Genomic DNA, 20586 nt, shown 5'->3' on the forward strand with positions numbered 1-20586 from the left:
TGCGATCGGCCAATCCTGCAATCGGATTGTCGTGTTATCGGTCGGCGAATTATAGTCGCAGCACAACGAGTCCCGAACACAGGGATTCACCAATCAAAAGAAGGTGGGCCGCCATGGAGACAGTGGCATTTCGCATGACCCTGAAGCCGGGCATGCGCGAGGAATACGAGAAGCGCCATCGCGAGATCTGGCCGGAACTGCCCGATGCGTTGCGCGACGCGGGCATCCGCGAATACCGGATCTTTCTCGACGAATCGACCGGGCATCTCTTCGCCATCCATCAGCGCACGGATACGCATACGACAGACTCGTTGCCGGCGCTCCCCGTCATGCGCAAGTGGTGGGACTTCATGGCCGAGTTGATGGAAACGCACGCGGACAACTCGCCTGTCGTGACGCCGCTCGTGCCGGTCTTTCATCTTCCCTGAAACGTTCGCCTCTTTCGCGAGGAACGCCATCATGCAGGTCGTCGATCCGCACATTCATCTGTGGGACCTCAAGACGCATCATTACCCCTGGCTCGCGAATCCGCAGACCTCGTTCATCGGCGACGCGCGCGATTTGAAACATGACTATCTGCTCGCGGATCTGCTGCGCGATGCAGAAGACATCGACGTGCTGAAGCTCGTGCACGTCGATGCGAATCACGATCCCGCCGATCCCGTCGAGGAAACGCGCTGGCTGCAATCGATAGCGGATAAGGACGGCATGCCGAACGGCATCGTCGCGGGCGCGGACTTGTCGGCGGATAACGCTGAGCAAGTGCTCGAAGCGCATGCGGCGTTCGCCAATACGCGCGGCATCCGCCAGATTCTCAACGTGCATGACAACAAGCTGTACGACTACGTCGGGCGTCACTACATGCGCGAGCCGCAATGGCGCAAGCATTTCGCTTTGCTCAAGCGCTTCGACATGTCGTTCGATCTGCAACTTTATCCATCGCAGATGGAAGAGGCCGCGCAACTTGCGCGCGAGTATGCGGACACGCAATTCATCGTCAATCACGCGGGCATGTTCGTGGACCGCAATTCGACGCACGGCTATCGCGCGTGGCGCGAAGGCATGCGCATGCTGGCTGCGTGCCCGAACGTCGCGGTGAAGGTGAGCGGCTTCGCGATGTTCGATCATGACTGGACCATCGAGAGCCTGCGTCCTTACGTGCACGAAACCATCGACACGTTCGGCATCGACCGCGCGATGTTCGCATCGAACTTTCCGGTGGATCGGCTGTTCGGCACGTACACGGCGTTGTGGAACGCGTATGCGCAAATTGTCGGCGATGCGAGCGAGAGCGAGAAACAAGCGCTTTTCGTGCGCAACGCAGAACGCATCTATCGCATCTGAGAGGTCAAGACATGACGACGCCACGTCTCGAACTGAGACATGCAAGCAAATCGTTCGGCCGCGTGCGTGCGCTCGGCGATGGCAGCCTGCAACTCTTCCCCGGCGAAGTGCACGCGCTGCTCGGCGAAAACGGCGCGGGCAAATCGACGCTGGTGAAACTGCTCGCGGGCGTCTATCAGCCCGATGCGGGCGAGCTGCTCGTCGAAGGCATCGCGCGTCGTTTCGCCAATCCCGCCGAAGCGCGCGATGCGGGCATCGCCGTGATCTATCAGGAACCGACGCTTTTCGCGGACCTGTCGATCGCCGAGAACATTTATATGGGCCGGCAACCGCGCGACCGTTTCGGCCGTATTCGCTACGACGAGATGCATCGCGAAGTCGATGCGCTGCTGTCGTCGCTCGGCGTGAATCTGCGGGCGCAACGGCTCGTGCGCGGGCTGTCGATCGCGGATCAGCAGGTCGTCGAGATCGCGAAGGCTTTGTCGCTCGATGCGAACGTGCTCATCATGGACGAGCCGACCGCCGCGCTCTCGCTGCCCGAAGTGGAGCGGCTCTTCGCGATCGTGCGCGCATTGCGCGAGCGCGACGTGGCGATTCTCTTCATCACGCATCGTCTCGATGAAGTGTTCGCGCTGACGCAACGCATGACGATCATGCGCGATGGCATGAAGGTCTACGACGCGCTCACGCAGGACATGAACATCGAAGCGATCGTGAGCAAAATGGTCGGCCGCGATCTCGACACGTTCTACCCGAAAGCCGAGGTCGCGCCCGGCGACGTGCGTCTTTCGGTGCGCAATCTCACGCGCGAAGGCGTGTTCAAGAACGTGTCCTTCGATGTGCGCGCGGGCGAGATCGTCGCGCTGGCGGGACTCGTCGGCGCGGGACGCAGCGAAGTCGCGCGCGCGATCTTCGGCATCGATCCGGTCGATGGCGGCGAAGTGAAGATCGCGGGCAAAAAGCTCGCGCTGGGACATCCGGCGGCGGCCGTGCGCGCGGGACTCGCGCTCGTGCCGGAGGATCGTCGCGCGCAAGGGCTCGCGCTGAAACTGAGCATCGCGCGCAACGCGTCGCTGACCGTGCTCGGGCGTCTGGTGCGCCACGGACTCATCACCGCGAAAAGCGAATCGATGCTCGCGTCGGACTGGGGCAAGCGGCTTCGGCTCAAGGCGAGCGATCTCGAAGCGCCGGTCGGCACGCTATCGGGCGGCAATCAGCAGAAGGTCGTGCTCGGCAAATGGCTCGCGACGCATCCGAAGGTGCTCATCATCGACGAGCCGACGCGCGGCATCGACGTGGGCGCGAAGGCGGAGGTATATCGCACGCTTGCGGAACTCGTGAAGGAGGGCATGGCCGTGCTGATGATATCGAGCGAGCTGCCCGAAGTGCTCGGCATGGCCGATCGCGTGCTCGTGATGCACGAAGGCCGCATCAGCGCGGATATCGCGCGCGCCGATGCGAACGAAGAACGCGTGATGAGCGCGGCTCTGGGCGCAACGCCGAACACACTGGGACGCGCAGCATGATGACACGACACTCTCCCACGCTACCCGCGATGCCGCCATCCGAAACCAAACGCACGAGCCTCGCGGTCTCGATCGCGAAGAGCCGTGAACTGACGCTCTTCATCGTGCTGCTCGTATTGATCGGCGCGACGGCCGCGGTCAAGCCCGACTTTCTCAATCTGCAGAATCTGCGCGACGTGCTGCTCAACGTGTCGATCATCGGCTTGCTTACGGCAGGCATGACGATCGTGATGCTGATGCGGCATATCGATCTGTCGGTGGCGTCGGTGGTCGGCGTCTCGGCATATGCGGTGGGCAGTCTCTTCGTGATGTTCCCGCACATGCCGGTGATCGTTGCGATGATCGCGGGCATCGGCATCGGCCTTGCGATCGGCGCGGTCAACGGCGCGCTCGTCACGTTCGGACGCGTGCCTTCGCTCGTCGCGACGCTGTCCACGCTCTATATCGTGCGCGGCGCGGATTACGCGTGGGTCCACGGCGGCCAGATCAACGCGACGAGCCTGCCCGATGCCTTCGCGACCATCGCGACAGGCGCGCTTCTCGGCGTGCCGAATCTCGTGCTGATCGCGCTGGCCGTGCTGATCGTGTTGTCGGTGTATCTGAAGCAGTATCGCGGCGGACGCGAGCACTATGCGATCGGCTCGAATCCCGAAGCCGCGCGGCTTGCGGGCATACGCGTGGACCGGCGCGTGATGATCGGCTTCCTGCTGTCGGGCGCGATCGCCGGGCTCGCGGGCGTGCTGTGGCTCGCGCGCTTCGGCACCGTCGATGCCAGCACGGCGAAGGGCATCGAACTGCAGGTGGTCGCGGCGGCCGTGGTGGGCAGCGTCGCGATCACGGGCGGCGTCGGGACGATCGCGGGCTCGACGCTCGGCGCGCTCGTGCTCGGCGTGATCAACATCGCACTGGTGGTGTTGCGCGTGTCGCCGTTCTGGCAGCAGGCGATTCAAGGCGCGCTGATCGTTGCGGCGATCGCGCTCGATACGTTGCTCGCGCGCTCGGTCGCGCGCCGCATGATGAGGAAACGCGATCATGGCTAAACCCGATTCCGCTCTCTCCACGACCAAACGCCTCCATCTGCAATGGGAAGCGATGCTCGCGATCGTGCTCGTCGTGTCGCTCGTCGGGGGGCGCGTGTTGTCGCCGCTCTTCTTGTCGGCGGCGAATGTCTCGAACATGCTCGCCGACTTCACCGAGATCGCGCTGATCGCGCTGCCGATGACGCTCATCATCGTTGCGGCGGAGATCGATCTGTCGGTGGCGTCGGTGCTGGGCGCATCCAGCGCGCTGATGGGCGTGCTGTGGCACATGGGCTTGCCGATGCCGCTCGTCATCGTCCTCGTGCTTCTGTTCGGCACGCTCGCGGGCCTGCTCAACGGCCTCGTGATCGTGCGCTTCGGTCTGCCGTCGCTCGCCGTGACGATCGGCACACTCGCACTGTTTCGCGGTCTCGCCTACGTGCTGCTCGGCGATCAGGCCATCGCGGATTTTCCCGCGTCGTACACGGCGTTCGGCATTAATACGGTCGGCGACACCTTCCTGCCGATGCCGTTCATCCTGGTGATTGCAGGCGCAATCGTCTTCACGGTCATGCTGCAGGCGACGCCCTTTGGCCGCAGCCTCTTTGCGATCGGCGCGAATCCGACAGCGGCCCAGTTCTCGGGCATAGACGTCGCGAAGACGAAGCTGAAGCTCTTCATGATGTCGGGCGCGATGGCGGCGCTCGCGGGCATCGTCTACACGTTGCGCTTCACGAGCGCGCGCGGCGACAACGGCGAGGGGTTCGAGCTTTCCGTGATCGCGGCGGTGCTGTTCGGCGGCGTGAGCATCTTCGGCGGACGCGGCTCGATGATCGGCGTGCTGTTGTCGCTCGTGATCATCGGCGTGTTGCGCAATGCGTTGACGCTCGCGGATGTATCGAGCGAAACGCTCACGATCGTGACGGGCGCGCTGTTGCTCTCGTCGGTGTTGATACCGAATCTCGTCGCACGCTGGCGGGCGGCGCGCGAAAAGCGTCTGATGGCGCAGACGCTTTGATTCGGTGATGTTGTCCGTTGCGGGTATCCGTTGCAAACCAGCGCAGTCATGCGCAATGACAGGAGACTTTACGACATGAAAAAGCTCATTCGATTCCCGCGCGGCCCGGCGCTCGCGGCGGCGTTGCTGGCCGCGAGCGTCGCGCTGACGGCGAGCGCCGCCGATATCAAGAGCGGTTTGAAGATCGCTTTCCTGCCGAAGCAGATCAACAATCCGTACGAGGTGATCGCCGATGACGGCGGCATGGCCGCGATCAAGGAGATGAAGGGCGACGGCAAGGTGGTCGGGCCGTCGGATGCGGGCGCGTCGTCGCAGGTGAGCTACATCAATACGCTCATCACGCAGCGGCAAAACGCGATCGTGATCGCGGCGAACGATGCGAACGCGGTCGTGCCGTATCTGAAGAAAGCGATGTCGCAGGGCATCAAGGTCGTGACCTTCGATTCCGACACGGCGCCGGATGGCCGGCAGATCTTCGTGAATCAGGCCGATTCGGAAGCGATCGGGCGCGGGCAGATTCAGTTGCTGTCGAAGCTGATCGGCGGCGAGGGCGAGTTCGCGATTCTATCGGCGACGCCCAACGCGACGAATCAGAACACCTGGATCAAATGGATGCAGGAGGAACTCAAGAAGCCCGAGTATTCGAAGATGAAGCTCGTGAAGATCGCCTACGGCAATGACGACGATCAGAAATCGTTCGTCGAGACGCAGGGCTTGTTGCAGGCGTATCCGAACTTGAAGGGCATCGTCGCGCCGACATCGGTGGGAATCGCGGCGGCGGCGCGTTATATATCGAGTTCGCCGGCGAAGGGCAAGGTCGTCGTCACGGGGCTGGGTACGCCCAATCAGATGCGCGCGTTCGTGAAGAACGGCACGGTCAAGGCGTTCCAGTTGTGGGACCCGGGTCAGTTGGGTTATCTGGCGGCGTTCGCGGCGGCCAATCTCGCATCGGGGACGATCACCGGGAAGGAAGGCGACTCGTTCGATGCGGGCAAGCTGGGTAAGCGGACGGTGGGCAAGAGCGGGGAAGTGATCCTCGGACCGCCGACTACGTTCGATGCGGCGAATATCGATAACTTTAATTTTTGAGGTTGTGGGCTTCGAGAGGTTGAGAGTGTGACGAAACGCCCTTCGGGGCGTTTCTTTTTTCAGCGGTTGCCGCGTTGTCGATGTGTCGCGGAAAAGCCTTTGCGATCAGGCAGTTGAGGCGATGCTCCCGGGGCTATCCACAAGGCTTTCCACAAAAACTGTGGATAGATTTTTGTTGGGGAGGGTCGGTTTCGTAGCTCGGGGGCGCGAAGAATTCTGGTATCTCTGTGATCGTCTGGCATACAAATCCACGGTTTTCTGTGTCTCGCCTTGTATCTTGTCGAGCTGATTTAATAAGGCTTCCGAACAAGATGGCATATCAGACTTTGCGAGAGAAATGCGACAACCCCCGTTGCCCGGTGTGTTATCCGAACTGGAAGGAAGAGGAAGAAGCGGCGCGACGAAGAGCGGAAGAGGACAAGCAGAACTGCATCACGTGTTGGCGCAACTTGCAGAAAGAGGCGGAGAAGATCGTATCCAATCCCGATCCGGTCGCGCGCAACCGGCAAATTAATGCTGCTTATGCGCAGCTATGGTGGGACGACAGGCGCTTTCAGTGGGCGGGGCTCGCGGCTTTTGCCTCCAAGCAGGTCGGTTGCGGGCTGCTCAACGCCGCCGAACTGATTCAAAAGTCGAACCGGCAGCGGGACGCGTATCAGCGCTGGAATCAGAACGCATCGGCGTTGGAGCGTATGTCCCCCTACGGCTCGCCCCGCATGCCGATGCCGGATCAGGTAATGGGCGAAGGGGCGACCAAGGTGTATCAGATGCTGGCGATGGGCAACACGGCGTTGTTTCTAGAAATCTGGCCGTTGCACAAGTTCTATGAAGCCTTTGGATTGGAGCGCCTCAAGCGCTGTTATCCAGAACGACAAGCTATCCGATCAAGCGTCAATTGGCCTTTAAAGAATATTCCGTTCGGTGTGGTTTGGCCGGAAGTCATATCCGCTTTTTCAGCAATAGACCGGGGCGACATCAAGGGCGGTGTTGAATTCATGGCCCGCCACGAGCAACTTAACGTATTGCAGCCTGCCATCTACGAAGATCCAATGTTTGTCACGCTAATGCGTGCCAATCAGTTCGCTTGGGCCTTGAATATTCCCACTGGATCGACCAAGGAAGTTCAGTTGACGCTTGCGAACAAATGCACGGTGACGGGGGGAAACGTCGAGCAAATTCCTTTTAGCAATCAACCGCTCGCGAATCTTGCCGATCCGGTGCAGCGCATGACGTTCGTCAGGGACGCTGCTGGACGCTTCGATCAGTTGCTGCGCCATTCATTGGACAAGTATGACGTGGAAAACTCCCTTTATTTGTTGGCGCATCCGAAATGAGCATGCAACGATTGACGAAGCAAGTTCTGACGGTGGGCATCGTCTTAGCAACAGTGTGGGGATGGCACGCGTGGTCGAATCGTTTCGATCAGGTGGCGTTGACGCTGGGTGAATCTTATGAGCATGTCCGTGCGCGCTCTAGGTCGACGCTTCCGCCTATCGAGCCGAATACGAATTGGATGGGACTAGCTTCACGTCCAGCCGCATTTCGGTTCACGGCACCCAATAAGGAATTTGTCACTCCGCCTGCGAAGTTTTTGGCTGTGACATACGACAGTCAGGGTCGAGTCGATGGTGTACGGCTGTCTCCGCAGGTCGTTCCGCTTCCGCTTGACGAGACGCTTGTGGTTGTCCGCGACTTGCAGGATCAGTTGCGGCATGGCTGGATCGCATTTCGTTCTGAGCGCTGGAAACCGATCCGCGACGACGCGGCTACGCGTGATGCGATTCAAAAATGCGACGATCCGACCTCGCGTTGGAATGGAGGAACTGATCTGCAACTGGCAATCGATATACGATGCTTTCACACGGACGCACATTCCGACGGCGAACGGTTCCTCATTACGCTGCTTCTAAGTCGACCGTGGGTCGATGATCGCGACTAGTTGCGGGCGCGTTCGAATCGTCGTAGCGCCCGGTGGCATGAGTCGCGTCGTTGAGGCGAGGGGGGCCTGTCCTGGACGCTTCGACAGTGATCAACGCGCCGTCGCCTCGCGTCTCTCAGCGCCCCGCTTTTTAAGCAACTTCCTCGCAAGGGCGAAAATCCCCGTTCAGCCGCGCGACCCCATCCACTCACTTAATCCCCTGCCCACCCCTCAAAACCTGCACAGCCGTCGCCGATTCGAACTGCGCGTGCACCGTATCGCCCTTCTTCAGCCCCTCAAGCGACACATCCGGCGCGACTTCGAGCGTCACCGTATGGCTCGGCCCGCGCAAGGTCACGCGTCGGTTCTTCGCATCGACGCGCTCGATCGTCGCGATCACCTCGACGATGCGCGCCTCGGCCATCACGCCGCCCGACGCCGGAATCGCCGCTTCGGTATCGATGCGCTGACGGATCCCGTCGGACTTCACCTTCGTCGCGCGAACGAGCAGCGCGCTGCGATATTCGATGTTCACGATATCGCCCAGTTGCAGCTTCTTGACATCGCCGATCTCGGGATTGACCGCCACGTCCACGACGCGGCCGGCCGGGCCTTGCAGCGACACGCTGTTGGTCACGGGATCGATGCCGACCACGCGTGCCTGCACTTGCGCGACCGCTGCCGCGCCGCGTGCCGTCGAAGCCGACGCCGCATCCTGAGCCGATGCGTTTCCGATCGCCGCGAAGGCGAGGGCCGCGCAGATCGACAGACGCGTGAAGGAGCGACGCGGCCATTGGCTTGACGAACGAATCATGAGTTGTCTCCTGTGTTCAGTTAGCACTTCGTTGATCGTCGCAAGCAGCGCCTCAGCGGCGCGACTTCGACAACAAATGTCCCAGCCCGAGATTGGTTGCGATCTGCCAGATATAGACGCGCGAGTAACGCACGCCGTAACGCCGTTCGATCAGCTCGCGCAGACGCGAATTGGTCCAGGTATCGCTCGCGAAACCATGTTCGCGTGCCGGTCCCTGCAGCGCCGCGGCGATCCAGTCGAGCGCCTCGCGATCGAGCACCGACGCGCGCCCGCCGACGCCCATCTTCGCGAGCGCGTCGAGGCCGCCTTCGGTGACGATGGCCTTGTAGCGCCGCACCGTCTGCACGGAAAGATGCAACTGCTCGGCCACCGCCTCGACCGACGCGCCATCGAGCAACAAACGCCCGGCCGTCATGCGTCGCACGACGCTCGGCAGTGTGTCGGGGCGAGAGAGCATGGCGCGCCGCTCGATCGTTCGGATTACGTGCGATTGCCCGCGACATCGGGCACGACTGTGCGAAGCGCAATCGGCTCTGATGCCCGTCCCTGTGTCCGTCGATGCGCGCGAGCACCAGGTGCGTCGCTGCGGCGTCCGTATGCGTTCATGCTTGCCCCCTTGTCGAATGGAGACGGCGGGACTTGATTTGGGCGTGCTTGACGTCGGCCGATGCGCGACTCGTCTTCCTGAGCCGACTTGCAGAGAAGTACCAATAAACGTTTTCAGGCCCGACGGGCAACCATCGGCGAAAATTTTTTGGGCTTGATTAATGTCGGCGAATTGCCTATGAAAGCTGCCGATGAGCATCGAATGCGCGATCGACGACGCAACACGCACCACGCGGCGTGCAATGCCGCGCGCGTGCGTTTCAACGCGTGCTCAGTGTGACGTGCAGGCCTCGCCGGCGGGACGGAGGGCGCGCGCGTGCGTCAACCGCTTCTGTCCCGATGATTGACCGACGACTTCTCAAACGCGATAGAACTCGATGTCCTGACCGGCGTGAACCGCGCGTTTGAGCCACTCGGGCATATCGCCGAGGCCGTCCCACGTATCGCCATTCGCGTTTCGGAATATCGGTGCGGCGCCATCCCCCGAGTGCGGGAATAAAGGCAATTGCGGCATCGGCCGTCTCGCCTTGGGCGCACCATGAGCCCCGTTGGTCTTGGTGAAGGAGGGCGGTGGAGTAACCACCGGCGCTTCGGCCAATGCTTCAGCCAACGCTCTTTCCGTTATGCCGAACTCAGCCATTCGGCTGCGCAAATACGCAATGATGCTGTCTCGCTTTCTTTCGTCCACGGCTTTCCTGATTCAGCTTTTGATTTTCAGAAGACGAACCGAAACCCCGCGCGGACCGGGGCGGTTCGAAGACTCGAATATAAGTGTTTTATGAAGCGTGACGCAGTGCCTGCGCCGCGTCAATTAGTGTATTTACCGCACGCCTATTAATTCGCCGGTGGCTTCGCCTTTAATGCGGGCATTGCCCCGAATGCGAACGTTCGCCCGCCCCGAGCATCGCCGTGACGGACGCGCGAAACGAATGCGCGCGGAAAGCCACGTCGGGGAGCCACGAACCGATGGCAAAGCCCGCGCCGCCATGCAACACGCGCGCGAAGCCTCGCTTAACCCTATTGTATGCTGCTTGCGGCAACTATTAAAACGTTTTAACGACTGTGTTGTTCCCCCGGTAATTCCGCACCATGCGCGCGAATGGCGGCAATCAGTTCCGCGGGCGTTATTTCATAACGCACTTCGCGGTGAATGCCGGGTTTGCGCTCGTCGATTTCAATCAGCAGTACGGCTTTGCCGTCCGCCGCGGGTTCGAGGCGCAGCGAACGCACTTCCTGTCCGCTGGCATCGTCGTATTCCGTCAGCAGCGTCATGGCGCCCGTTGCGGCGCTTCTCGGCATCGACATTCTTCCTCCCGTCTTGCGACGTCGTTGTTGTTGTTTCACCGCGCCGTCGACCGGCGTGCACGAAATTCGGGCGCGCTACATTGGGATTCAGATTGACGAACGAGGCGGACGCGAAAGGCGGCGCGGCCCGCGCTACCCTCCGGTATCTCATTATTGCCTGTCAAAAGTGCGCGCGTCCAGCGGGAGGCGCAAGGGAATATTGTGTCCCTTTATTTTATGCCGGCGGCACGCCGTTCACGCGCGCTTGCCGATCGCGTCCCGAGCCTGGCTCGCGAGCTCGAACGAACGCAGGCGCGCCTGGTGATCGAAAATCTGCGCGGTGATGATCAGTTCGTCCGCCTGCGTCTGGTCGATTACCGAGCGCAGGCCGGCTTCGACATCGGCCGGAGCGCCGACGACCGAGCACGCGAGCGCCTGCTCGACGCCCGCGCGCTCGGCGTCGCTGCACGCGACCGATTCGACGGGCGGCGGCAACTGGCCGGGCGTGCCGCGACGCAGATTGATGAACTGCTGCTGCAGCGACGTGAAGTGAAAACGCGCTTCCTCGGCGGTATCGGCGGCGAAGACGTTGACGCCGACCATCGCGTAAGGCTTTTGCAGCGTCGCGGACGGGCGGAACTGCTTGCGGTAGACCTCGAGCGCGGTCAGCAGGTAATCCGGCGCGAAATGCGATGCGAACGCGAACGGCAGCCCCAGCGCGGCCGCCAGCTGCGCCGAGAAGAGGGACGAGCCGAGCAGCCAGATCGGCACATGCAGCCCGGCGCCGGGCACGGCGCGCACGCGCTGGCCTTCGACCGGATCAGCGAAATAGCGTTGCAATTCGACGACGTCGTCCGGGAACGATTCCGCGCTGCCGTGCATATCGCGGCGCAGCGCTCGCGCGGTGGTCTGGTCGGTGCCCGGCGCGCGTCCGAGCCCGAGGTCGATGCGCCCCGGAAACAGCGACGCGAGCGTGCCGAACTGCTCCGCGATCACGAGCGGCGCATGATTCGGCAGCATGATGCCGCCCGAGCCGACGCGGATCGTCGTGGTGCCCGCCGCGATATGGCCGATCACGACGGCGGTCGCCGCGCTGGCGATCCCCGTCATGTTGTGATGCTCGGCGAGCCAGTAGCGCAGATAACCCAGGCGCTCGGCGTGCCGGGCGAGATCGAGGGAATGGGCGAAGGCGTCGGCCGGTGTCGAGCCGAGCGGAACCGGAGAAAGGTCGAGTAACGAGAACGGGATCATTGCGGCTTTCCGAAAGCGTGGTGGATCGCGATGCATCCACACCGCGCCGCGGGCCACGCGCTAAAAGGCCGATTGTGCCGAAACTCCGGAAAACCTGCCGGATCGGGCGGGCGCGTTCCGGTCAGGCGAGGCGCGGATAGCCACGCGCGATAGCGTCGCGTTCGTAGTCGAGAATCGGCGTGTAGTCCGCTTCCGTGCGTCGAACGACGCCTCTGAGCCCGAGCCGGCTGGCGCGCGCGGGATCGCGATCGAGCGCATCGGCGAGTGCGTGAAAAATTGTGTCGATGGAGTCAGGCGGAACACGCATCGACGCGATGAAGGGCAGCGCGCCCGCACTGGCCGTCATCCCGAGCACGCGTACGCCGGCTGTCAGTTCCGGCAGATGCGACTGCGCGACCGCGAACGTGACGCAGTCGATCGCGGCGACATCCGCGCGCTCTTCGGCGAGCGCACGCAGCGAGGCCAGATGCGCGCCGGTTTTCGTCACGGAGGCGAAGAACCGTCCGTCGTGCGCGAATGGGGCGACGGCGTGCCGGAAGAGGTTCATGCCGCTGTTGGAATCGTCGTCGTTATAGGCGGCGCGCAGGCCACGGCAGCCTCCGATCGATTGCGCCGCGACATGCCCGCCCGCGACGATCACGCTGCGATACGAGCCGTTTTCGCAGCCGGGCACGTCGAAGTCGGGCGCGCCGACGAGCCGCACGCGATTAGCGAGCGCATGCACGAGCGGATAGCCGCAGGTCTGCGAGAGCAGCACATCGTCGCGCAGCCAGAAGGCGGTGAGATCCGGGCCGGGATCGACGATATCGAGCGTATCGCCGCGTGCGCGCAGCCAGTCCGCGAGATGTTCACGAACGTGAGCGAGCAGCGCGCGCCAGTCCGCGGCGAGCGCGGGCGTCACGTTGTACATCGGCAGGGCGGCGAGCCATTGCATCGCGAGCGTAAATCGAATGTCGATGACGGATCGTACAGCGCCGCGCGTCAGCTCGCGAGGCTGGCCGTATCGGCGCTGCGCGCGTCCTGGCGTCGGCCTGCGGGCGATTCCGCAGCGGCGAACGGATGCACCGGTTCCGCCGCCTGCGCGAGTGCATGGCGAATCGCCCATTCACCGTATCCGCGCACGACGAAACCGCCGTTGCTCGCGCGATAGGCGTCGCGGCGGCGCGAATAGATCCGGCCGAGCGCGAACCACGGCACGCCGGGCAGATCGTGATGCACGGCGTGAAAATTGTTGTTGAGAAAGAGCAGACGCCACGGCCACGCGGCTTCGTTGACGACCGTACGTTCGCTTTCTTCCTCCGCCGCGCGATGCTCCTGAAACGAGCGCACCGAAGCCAGCGCGAGCGACGCATAACCGACGCCGAACACGAACGCGCGCCACGGAATGCCGCATCGCGTTTCGAGCCAGCTCGCGAGCAGCACGAGCGATGCGAGATGCGCCGCCCAGCTCGCGACGATGCGCCAGCGCCGCTCGACGACAGCCTGCACCGCCTCGCGCCACGACGCCGCGATCGAGAACCACGGCCCGATGAGCATCCGGCCCGCGAAGGTATTGCGCGCGGCGAGCGCGGCGCGCAGCACGGGGCCGGCGCTCGCCCACTGTTCCGGCGTCACGTAATAGCTTTCGGGATCGCGGCCCGGTTCGGTCAGATGCGCGTCGTCGTGATGACGCAGATGCGACTCCCGATAGACCTCGTAGGGAAACCACACCGCGAGCGGGGCGATGCCGAAGAGCATGTTGACGAGCGGCCAGCGCGTCGGATGCCCGTGCATCAGCTCGTGCTGTAGCGACATGTACCAGCACGACAGCACCGCGAGCAGCGCGACGGATGGCACGAGGCCGATCGTGCGGGCGTTCATCGCGACGCCGAACCAGCCGCCGTAGATCGCGACGATCACCGCCCACGTCGGCCATTCGCTGCGCCAGTGCAGGGTTTCGCGTTGGCGCTGGAGTTCCTGGCGTTGGGCGTCGTCGAGATAGCGGGGCATGGCGGACATCGATAAAGGCGAAGTGCCATGCTAGCGGCGCATCCTGTTCGCCCCAACGAAGGAATCCGGCTAAGGATTTCGCGATCGGCGCAATAAGCATTCGATTTTTGGCCATGCATTCGCTCACGGTATCCTTTATTCCTTCGATACCGCACGCGCGCGCATATGACCGAACCGTTCGAGCCCGCCTCCGCGTCGAGTCCGACGCATCGGAAACTCCCGCGCAAATCCGCGCGTCTCGTCGCCGGCCTGATCGCGTTCAATGTGCTCGCGTGGCTCTGGGCGCTCGTCGCGTTCCGCCACTATCCGCTTCTGCTCGGCACATCGCTGCTCGCATATTCGCTCGGGCTGCGCCACGCGGTCGATGCCGACCATATCGCCGCCATCGACAACGTCACGCGCAAGCTGATGCAGGAAGGCAAGCGGCCGCTCTTCGCCGGCTTCTTCTTTTCGCTCGGACATTCGACGATCGTCGTCGCGGCCACCGCGTTGATCGCCGCGACCGCGATGGCCGTGCAGGGCCGATTCGCCGAGTTTCGCGAGATCGGCGGGATCATCGGCACGTCGGTGTCGTCGCTGTTCCTGTTCGCGATCGCGGCGATGAACCTCTTCGTGCTGCGCGGCGTGTGGCGCGCCTTCAGGCGCGTGCGGCGCGGCGAATCCTGCCGCGACGAAGACATCGACATGCTCGCGGTCGGCGGCGGGCCGCTCGCGCGCATCGCGCGGCCGCTCTTCAGGCTGATCGGCAAGAGCTGGCACATGTATCCGCTCGGCTTCCTGTTCGGGCTCGGCTTCGATACGGCCACCGAAATCGGCCTGATGGGCATCGCGGCCGCCGAAGCCGCACGCGGCATGCCGGTCTGGTCGATTCTCGTGTTTCCGGTGCTCTTCACGGCCGGCATGTCGCTCATCGACACCGCGGACAGCCTGCTGATGACGGGCGCCTACGGCTGGGCGTTCATGAAGCCGATCCGCAAGCTCTACTACAACCTCACGGTCACGTTGGTGTCGGTGCTGATCGCGGTGCTCGTCGGCGGGATCGAGGCGCTGGGTCTGATCGCGGACCGGCTGCAACTGAAGGGCGGGCTGTGGGATGCGAGCGCGTCGCTCACCGAGCACTTCGGAATGCTCGGCTATGGCATCGTCGCGATTTTCGCCGCGTGCTGGCTCGTTTCGGCGCTCATTTACAAGTGGCGCGGCTATGACGCCATCGACGGCACCATCGCCCGTTAGATCGATGGGCATTCTTCCTGCTTCGTGGATGCGCCAGCCGCTCATCCACCTTCCGTATCGAGCGGCGTTCAGGGAGAACGATCATGAACGAGCCGCAAGCCGGGGCCGACTCGCCGCACCTCGATAGCGCCGAGCAGGAACAGGCCGCCGAACACTCCGCACCGCATCCGCTCGTCATTCATGAGATCGTGCGCGAAGAAGGCGAAGTCGCGATGGAGCGCACCTTCGCCGCGCTGATGTGGTCGGCGCTCGCCGCCGGCCTTTCGATGGGTTTCTCGTTTCTCGTCCAGTCGATTCTCGAAAGCGCGTTGCCGGAGACGGGATGGAGCGGGCTCGTATCGAGTTTCGGCTACACGATCGGCTTCGTCTTCGTCATTCTCGGACGTCAGCAGCTCTTCACGGAGAGCACACTGACCGCAGTGCTGCCCGTGCTCACGCGACGCGATCTCGTGACCCTGTTCAAGGCGCTGCGTCTCTGGGCGATCGTGCTTTTCTTCAATCTCGTCGGCACGACGATCTTCGCGGCCATCCTGCAGATTCGCGGCGTCTTCTCGCCGGAAGTGAGCGAGGCGCTCGCCAAGGTCGCGATGACGCCGCTGTCCGCCGAGTTCGGCGTGACCGTCGTGCGCGGCGTGTTCTCCGGCTGGCTCATCGCGCTGATGGTGTGGCTGCTGCCGAGCGCGCGCTCGGAGCGCCTCCTGACCGTCCTGCTCGTGACGTACACCGTCGCGGTGAGCAAGCTCACGCACGTGATCGCGGGATCGGTCGAAGCGGCGTATGCGGTGATGATCGGCGCGGCCAGCGTCCCGGACTACTTTCTCGTGTTTCTCGTGCCGACGTTCATCGGCAACGTGATCGGCGGCGTGTCGCTCGTCGCGATCGTCAATCATGCGGCGATCGCGCCGGAAATCATGAGCATGCCGCAGAAGCACGACGACTGAAACGCGGGCGCGCGCTCTTACTTGTTGTTGCCCGCGCCCGTGCCGTACAGGCCGTTGTCGAAGCCGCCGGCGCCTTCGGGCTTGTGATGCTTGTCCGCGGTCGCGGCGCGGCCCTTCGCGGCATCCTTCGACTGCGGCTTCTGCGATTCATGCATGGCGGTGCCCGACGGAGCCGCGCTCGATGTCGAATCGGACTGGCGGTTGTCCTGACTGCCGGCGCTGCCGCCGTTCGTGATCTGCGCGACGCCGTACGTGCTGAACGCCGCGATGACGCTGGCGAGGATCGCGTTGGCGAGCATCGGCCAGGGCCGGCGTGCGCCGCGCGCACGGTCGTGACGATGAATGGACATGGCAGCTCCCGGCATGATCGAAGGTCTTGCTATCGAGCATGAACGGTGCCCGGCGTACCGGTGGGACGCGTCCGCGACGCACGCGTGCCGTGAAAAGTCGGGAATTCGCACAGCCGTTGCGCGCCCGGCTCGTCACGAGACGCGGGCGCGAACGAAGGATTCGCGCCGCGGCGCGAGCGGCGAAAGCGGTTGTCAGGCCGCTTTCGCCCAAAGCCTGTTGGTCGACTTCCTGCGGCTGCCTGAGCCGTCGCGCGGGCCGCTGTCGACCGTATCGAGCGCAATGCGCAGCGCCTCGATGCGCTGCTTCTGCGCGGGCACGAGCGCATAACCCTTCAGCACGGCGGTGAGACGCTCGCGCCAGTACTCGACGTTGAGCGTGCCGGATGATTGTTTGTGCATCGTGCGCAGTTGCGCGAGTGCGCGCTCGATGTGTTGAAGCTCGACGTCCGCCATCGCCGAGGGCAAAAGGCTGCCCTTGGTCTCGTTCTTCTTCTTCATTTTTTGGTCTTCCTCTCGGCCATGCGGCGCATGGTCCAGACATCGGACACGCACGCCGTTCAGGCACCCCGTTCACCCGCGCATTTTTTTGTAGCGTTGCGGGTGGCCCTTGCTCTTTTCTTCGGTAGACCGATCGTTGCCCGTCTCAGCGAGTTCGATCGTTAACAAAAATGTACGCAACGCGAGCCTGCTGGCTCCGTCTGTCATCGCACATTCATGTGAGGGGGATGTGGGGATTTCGATGTTGCGCCGCGCCAGGGCGGCACGGATCGATGGCGACGGCGGGAAGATGCGCTTATTCGCCGCTCTCGGCGGGCGCTTTCGCCGTGCGCTTGCCGCTGCGGCCGATCTGTTCTTCCATCGCGAGATCGAGCTTGCTCACCCTGCGTGGCTTGCCAGGTTCGCGCGCGTTGACGAACGCGACGAACTCGTCCATCGGCATGGGGTCGGAGAGTTTTTTCGAACCTTCGGCCGAGCGCTCGACGAGATAGAAGAGGCCGCCCGGCATCGAGATGGCCGCGTAGCTCGCGTTGCCGCTGCGCGTCTTGAGCCGTTCGACGGCGCTGATGGCTTTGGTCGAGCGCATGATGTGCCTGCTTATTTCTGAGGTTCGTCGTGGGCGGTCGCATCCGCCGGCGCGCATTTCTTGCCCGCGCCTTCGATCCACAGGTTCGACGGATGACGCTGCCCCGGATAGAAGCGATACGTGGTCTCGCCGTTGTCGTAACGGACCTTGATCACGTTGGAATCGCCGAACTCCAGCATCACGCCCTGCGGAATGGCCGTCTTCTGATACTTGGCGTCGTGCTTCTTCGCTTCGTCGGCGATGCACTGGACGATGCCGTTCACCTTGTTATCGGTCGATGACTTCTCGACTTCGGGTTGTCCTGCATCTTCGTTATGAAACTGGGCGCAAGCGGCGAAAAGCACAGGCAACGCGAGCGCCGCGGCGAGTTTTTTCATGGTCTTTCCCGTTTGATCTCTTGGTGCCGAACACGACATTAGAGCACAAGCCCTTTACAGTCCGGTCAGGTTCGCGGGCGCGCCTCGGGGTGCGCATGATCGATGCAGCAAGGCCCGCGCCCGCCTGCGCGCCGCTCAGGCGTCGGGCGGCACGTCGAGCAGCGGCAGCGTGCCGCCGACGATCCCCGAGAACACCGGCCCCGCCACCGTGCCGCCGTAGTAAGTGCCGCCTGTGGGCTCGTCGATCATCACCGCGACGATCACGCGCGGATCGCTCATCGGCGCGATGCCGACGAACGATGCCCGGTACTTGTTCGCCGCATACGAGCGCCCGACCTGCTTGCGCGCCGTGCCGGTCTTGCCGCCGACGCGATAGCCCTCGACCGCCGCCGCGCGCCCGGTGCCGTGGTCGCCGGTCGCATTTTCGAGCATGCTGCGCACGGCCTTCGCGGTCGCGGGCTTCGTCACCTGCACGGCGTCGCGGCGTGCTTCGCCCTGAATCAGCGTGGCCGGATGGAAGCGTCCGTCGCCGGCGTAGGCGGTATAGATCTGCGCGATCTGCAGCAGCGAGAGCGACAGCCCGTAGCCATAGGCCATCGTGGCCTGCTCGATCGGCTTCCAGCGTTCGGGCGCGCGCAGGCGGCCGGTCGCCGCGCCGGGGAAGGTCAGCTCGGGCGCGCGGCCGATGCCGTATTCGCGGTACTTGTCCCAGATCGTCTGCGCGGGAATCTGCAGCGCGAGCTTCGTAAGCGCGACGTTGCTGGACATCTGCACCGCCTCGGCCACGGTGATGATGCCGTGATTCGACGTGTCGTGAATCACGTTCGGCCCGAGCTTGAAAGTGCCCGGCGCCGTGTCGATGCGCGTGTCCGGCCGCACGCGGCCCAGATCGATCGACAGCGCGGCGACGAGCGGCTTGATCGTCGAGCCGGGCTCGAAGGTGTCGGTGAGCGCGCGGTTGCGCAACTGCTCGCCAGTGAGGCGCGAGCGGTCGTTCGGATCGAAGCTCGGGTAATTGGCGAGCGCGAGCACCTCGCCGTTCCTCGCGTCCAGCACGACGACGCTGCCCGCGCGCGCCTTGTGCTTCGCGATCGCCGCTTTCAGTTGCGAGTGCGCGAGCTGCTGAATGCGCCGGTCGATGGTCAGTTGAATCGTCTCGCCGTTCTGCGGCATGGCCGGTTCGCCGATCTGCGAGACGACGCGGCCGAGCCGGTCGCGAATCACCTCGCGCTGGCCGGCTTCGCCCGTCAGACGCGTATCGGCGGCAAGCTCGACGCCTTCCTGCCCGTGATCCTCGTTGTTGGTGAAGCCGACGACGTGCGCCGCCGATTCGCCTTCGGGATAAAAGCGCTTCGTGTCCGGCACGAGCGTGATGCCCGCGCGCCCGATCGTCTGGATGCGCTCGGCGGACTCGGCTTCGACCTGACGCTTGAGCAGCACGAACGCGCGGTTCCCTTCGACGCGCCGCTGCAACTCCTTCGGCGGCATGTCGAGCAGGCGCGCGATCTCGTTGCCGTGATCGCCGTCGAAGAGCTTCGGCGTCGCCCAGACTTCATAGGTGGCGAGGCTCACGGCGAGCATCGCGCCGTTGCGATCGACGATGCGCCCGCGCGTCGCCGAGAGCGCCAGCGTGCGCTGATAGCGCTTCTGACCTTCGCTGATATAGAACTCGTGATCGATGACCTGCACCCACAGCGCGCGCCCGGCAAGCGACAGGAACGCCGCCGCGATGAACATCGCGACGAGGCGCGAGCGCCACGCGGGCAGCCGGTTCACGAGCATCGTGCTGCGGTGATGCGTCTGGAAATCGCTGCCGCCGCGCGTCTTCTTCTTGAACATCGTGGGCCTGTGATTAAGCTTGGTTGTGCCGGCCGGGGTGTCCGCGCATCAGGGCAGACGGGCGAGCGCGGCGTCGAGACCGGCGTCATCCGGCAGACGAATGCCGAGCTCGTTTTCGAGCACGCGGCGCAGGTCGGCGACGCTTTCGAGTTCGCGATGATCGCTGCCTTCGCGTTCGTCGTGCGCCGAGAAGCGCCGGTTGAAGAGGCCGAAACGTTTGCCCGGCGCGAGACGCGCGGCCAGCAGGTTGTGGAGGAAAATCGACTGCGGATAAGCGGACACGAAATAGTTGGCCATCTCGTAGTCGGCGTCATACTGCGGGTCGAGGTCGAAGCGATACACGCGCGTCCATGCGCCGTTCACGAGCGCCTGCAGGATATACGCGGGCGGCTCGCCACCGGCATCGTCGAGGCGGAAGGCGCCGTGGGGCGTGATCTGTTCGAGGCCCGTCTGGAGCGCGAGCGGCGCGGACAGCGTCATGCCGCCGAAACCGACGTCGGTGAGAAACGTGCCTTCGTCGAGATCGACGAGCAGAAGCATGTGCGTGCGCGCCGGCATCTCCGGCGCATCGCGGCCCCAGAGGACGCGGCCGGCGAAGCTGCGCACGCGAAAACCCAGCGTCTGCAGTACGCTGCGAAACAGCAGGTTATGCTCGTAGCAGTAACCGCCGCGCCGGCTTTCGACGAGTTTGCGCTGGACCGATTCCAGATCGAGCCGCACCGGACGGCCGATCAGCACGTCGAGGTTTTCGAACGGAATGGCCTGGGGATGAAGCAGATGCAGCGCGCGCAGCGTGTCGAGCGTCGGCGCGGGCCGCGCAGGTCCGGAAAAGCCGATGCGTTCGAAGTAAGCGGCAAGGTCGATGGAAGTGTCGTGTGCGTTCATGTAGTCCAGGCCTCGAGTC

23 protein-coding genes are annotated in these 20586 nt (G+C 63.6%); 10 read left to right on the forward strand and 13 right to left on the reverse strand.

Annotated elements, in window-relative coordinates:
* The first annotated feature begins 113 nt into the window (after positions 1-113).
* From rhaM to QCE73_RS28950, 8 genes are all read left to right on the forward strand, one after another.
* Complete coding sequence (gene rhaM, locus QCE73_RS28915; RefSeq protein WP_309884619.1) at positions 114-428, forward strand: L-rhamnose mutarotase; 315 nt, start codon at positions 114-116, stop codon at positions 426-428.
* A 31-nt stretch (positions 429-459) separates the two neighbouring features.
* On the forward strand, positions 460-1344 hold the full coding sequence (locus QCE73_RS28920) for an amidohydrolase family protein (protein WP_309884620.1): 885 nt from the start codon (positions 460-462) through the stop codon (positions 1342-1344).
* Between the two features lie 11 nt (positions 1345-1355).
* Complete coding sequence (locus tag QCE73_RS28925; RefSeq protein WP_309884621.1) at positions 1356-2870, forward strand: sugar ABC transporter ATP-binding protein; 1515 nt, start codon at positions 1356-1358, stop codon at positions 2868-2870.
* Positions 2870-3910 (forward strand): ABC transporter permease, encoded by a 1041-nt coding sequence (locus QCE73_RS28930; protein ID WP_309885276.1) that lies wholly within the window; start codon positions 2870-2872, stop codon positions 3908-3910. The genes QCE73_RS28925 and QCE73_RS28930 overlap by 1 nt, the downstream gene beginning before the upstream one ends.
* Positions 3903-4907: an ABC transporter permease gene (locus tag QCE73_RS28935; protein WP_309884622.1), complete on the forward strand. Its 1005-nt coding sequence runs from the start codon at positions 3903-3905 to the stop codon at positions 4905-4907. The genes QCE73_RS28930 and QCE73_RS28935 overlap by 8 nt, the downstream gene beginning before the upstream one ends.
* 75 nt (positions 4908-4982) lie before the next feature.
* Entirely contained in the window at positions 4983-5996 is a 1014-nt protein-coding gene (gene rhaS / locus QCE73_RS28940; protein WP_035507519.1) for a rhamnose ABC transporter substrate-binding protein, read from the forward strand.
* A 311-nt stretch (positions 5997-6307) separates the two neighbouring features.
* Positions 6308-7330, forward strand: coding sequence for a DUF2515 family protein (locus QCE73_RS28945; protein WP_309884623.1), 1023 nt, complete (start codon positions 6308-6310; stop codon positions 7328-7330).
* A gap of 2 nt (positions 7331-7332) precedes the next feature.
* Positions 7333-7935 (forward strand): flagellar biosynthesis sigma factor, encoded by a 603-nt coding sequence (locus QCE73_RS28950; RefSeq protein WP_309884624.1) that lies wholly within the window; start codon positions 7333-7335, stop codon positions 7933-7935.
* Positions 7936-8122: 187 nt separating this feature from the next.
* Here the strand turns inward: QCE73_RS28950 and QCE73_RS28955 are convergent, their stop codons facing one another.
* The 7 genes from QCE73_RS28955 to QCE73_RS28985 all read right to left on the reverse strand — a co-directional run bounded on the left by QCE73_RS28955 (position 8123) and on the right by QCE73_RS28985 (position 13858).
* Positions 8123-8728 (reverse strand): copper-binding protein, encoded by a 606-nt coding sequence (locus QCE73_RS28955; RefSeq protein ID WP_309884626.1) that lies wholly within the window; start codon positions 8726-8728, stop codon positions 8123-8125.
* 52 nt (positions 8729-8780) lie between these two features.
* Entirely contained in the window at positions 8781-9185 is a 405-nt protein-coding gene (locus tag QCE73_RS28960; protein ID WP_035507578.1) for a helix-turn-helix domain-containing protein, read from the reverse strand.
* 507 nt (positions 9186-9692) lie between these two features.
* The gene (locus QCE73_RS28965) at positions 9693-10022 is read right to left on the reverse strand and encodes an H-NS family nucleoid-associated regulatory protein (RefSeq protein WP_035507515.1); all 330 of its coding nucleotides are present in this window, start codon (positions 10020-10022) and stop codon (positions 9693-9695) included.
* 365 nt (positions 10023-10387) lie between these two features.
* On the reverse strand, positions 10388-10633 hold the full coding sequence (locus tag QCE73_RS28970) for a hypothetical protein (RefSeq protein WP_008353523.1): 246 nt from the start codon (positions 10631-10633) through the stop codon (positions 10388-10390).
* A gap of 240 nt (positions 10634-10873) precedes the next feature.
* Positions 10874-11869, reverse strand: a complete 996-nt coding sequence (locus QCE73_RS28975; RefSeq protein WP_035507511.1) for a luciferase-like monooxygenase — start codon at positions 11867-11869, stop codon at positions 10874-10876.
* Positions 11870-11990: 121 nt separating this feature from the next.
* Positions 11991-12803, reverse strand: a complete 813-nt coding sequence (locus tag QCE73_RS28980) for a PhnD/SsuA/transferrin family substrate-binding protein (RefSeq protein ID WP_309884629.1) — start codon at positions 12801-12803, stop codon at positions 11991-11993.
* 47 nt (positions 12804-12850) lie between these two features.
* A complete protein-coding gene (locus QCE73_RS28985) occupies positions 12851-13858 on the reverse strand; it encodes a fatty acid desaturase (RefSeq protein WP_309884630.1) in 1008 nt (335 codons plus the stop codon).
* A 165-nt stretch (positions 13859-14023) separates the two neighbouring features.
* Between QCE73_RS28985 and QCE73_RS28990 the strand changes: the two genes are divergently transcribed.
* Together QCE73_RS28990 and QCE73_RS28995 are read left to right on the forward strand one after the other, a co-directional pair.
* Positions 14024-15091 (forward strand): HoxN/HupN/NixA family nickel/cobalt transporter, encoded by a 1068-nt coding sequence (locus QCE73_RS28990; protein ID WP_035507502.1) that lies wholly within the window; start codon positions 14024-14026, stop codon positions 15089-15091.
* 83 nt (positions 15092-15174) lie between these two features.
* Positions 15175-16032, forward strand: a complete 858-nt coding sequence (locus tag QCE73_RS28995) for a formate/nitrite transporter family protein (protein WP_309884632.1) — start codon at positions 15175-15177, stop codon at positions 16030-16032.
* Positions 16033-16049: 17 nt separating this feature from the next.
* Here QCE73_RS28995 and QCE73_RS29000 read toward each other — a convergent pair whose 3' ends face one another.
* The 6 genes from QCE73_RS29000 to QCE73_RS29025 all read right to left on the reverse strand — a co-directional run bounded on the left by QCE73_RS29000 (position 16050) and on the right by QCE73_RS29025 (position 20567).
* A complete protein-coding gene (locus QCE73_RS29000; RefSeq protein WP_309884633.1) occupies positions 16050-16382 on the reverse strand; it encodes a beta-xylosidase in 333 nt (110 codons plus the stop codon).
* 192 nt (positions 16383-16574) lie between these two features.
* On the reverse strand, positions 16575-16880 hold the full coding sequence (locus QCE73_RS29005; protein ID WP_035507493.1) for a hypothetical protein: 306 nt from the start codon (positions 16878-16880) through the stop codon (positions 16575-16577).
* Between the two features lie 295 nt (positions 16881-17175).
* Entirely contained in the window at positions 17176-17466 is a 291-nt protein-coding gene (locus tag QCE73_RS29010) for a hypothetical protein (protein ID WP_238216837.1), read from the reverse strand.
* 11 nt (positions 17467-17477) lie between these two features.
* Positions 17478-17843, reverse strand: coding sequence for a hypothetical protein (locus tag QCE73_RS29015; RefSeq protein ID WP_187606415.1), 366 nt, complete (start codon positions 17841-17843; stop codon positions 17478-17480).
* A gap of 135 nt (positions 17844-17978) precedes the next feature.
* Positions 17979-19682 carry a penicillin-binding protein 2 gene (locus QCE73_RS29020; RefSeq protein ID WP_035507484.1) on the reverse strand — a complete coding sequence of 568 codons (1704 nt, stop codon included), beginning with the start codon at positions 19680-19682 and terminating at the stop codon, positions 17979-17981.
* A 48-nt stretch (positions 19683-19730) separates the two neighbouring features.
* Positions 19731-20567, reverse strand: a complete 837-nt coding sequence (locus tag QCE73_RS29025; protein ID WP_035507482.1) for an arylamine N-acetyltransferase — start codon at positions 20565-20567, stop codon at positions 19731-19733.
* Positions 20568-20586 lie beyond the last annotated feature (19 nt).

This window comes from Caballeronia sp. LZ029, assembly GCF_031451275.1.
Taxonomy (GTDB): Bacteria; Pseudomonadota; Gammaproteobacteria; order Burkholderiales; family Burkholderiaceae; genus Caballeronia; species Caballeronia jiangsuensis.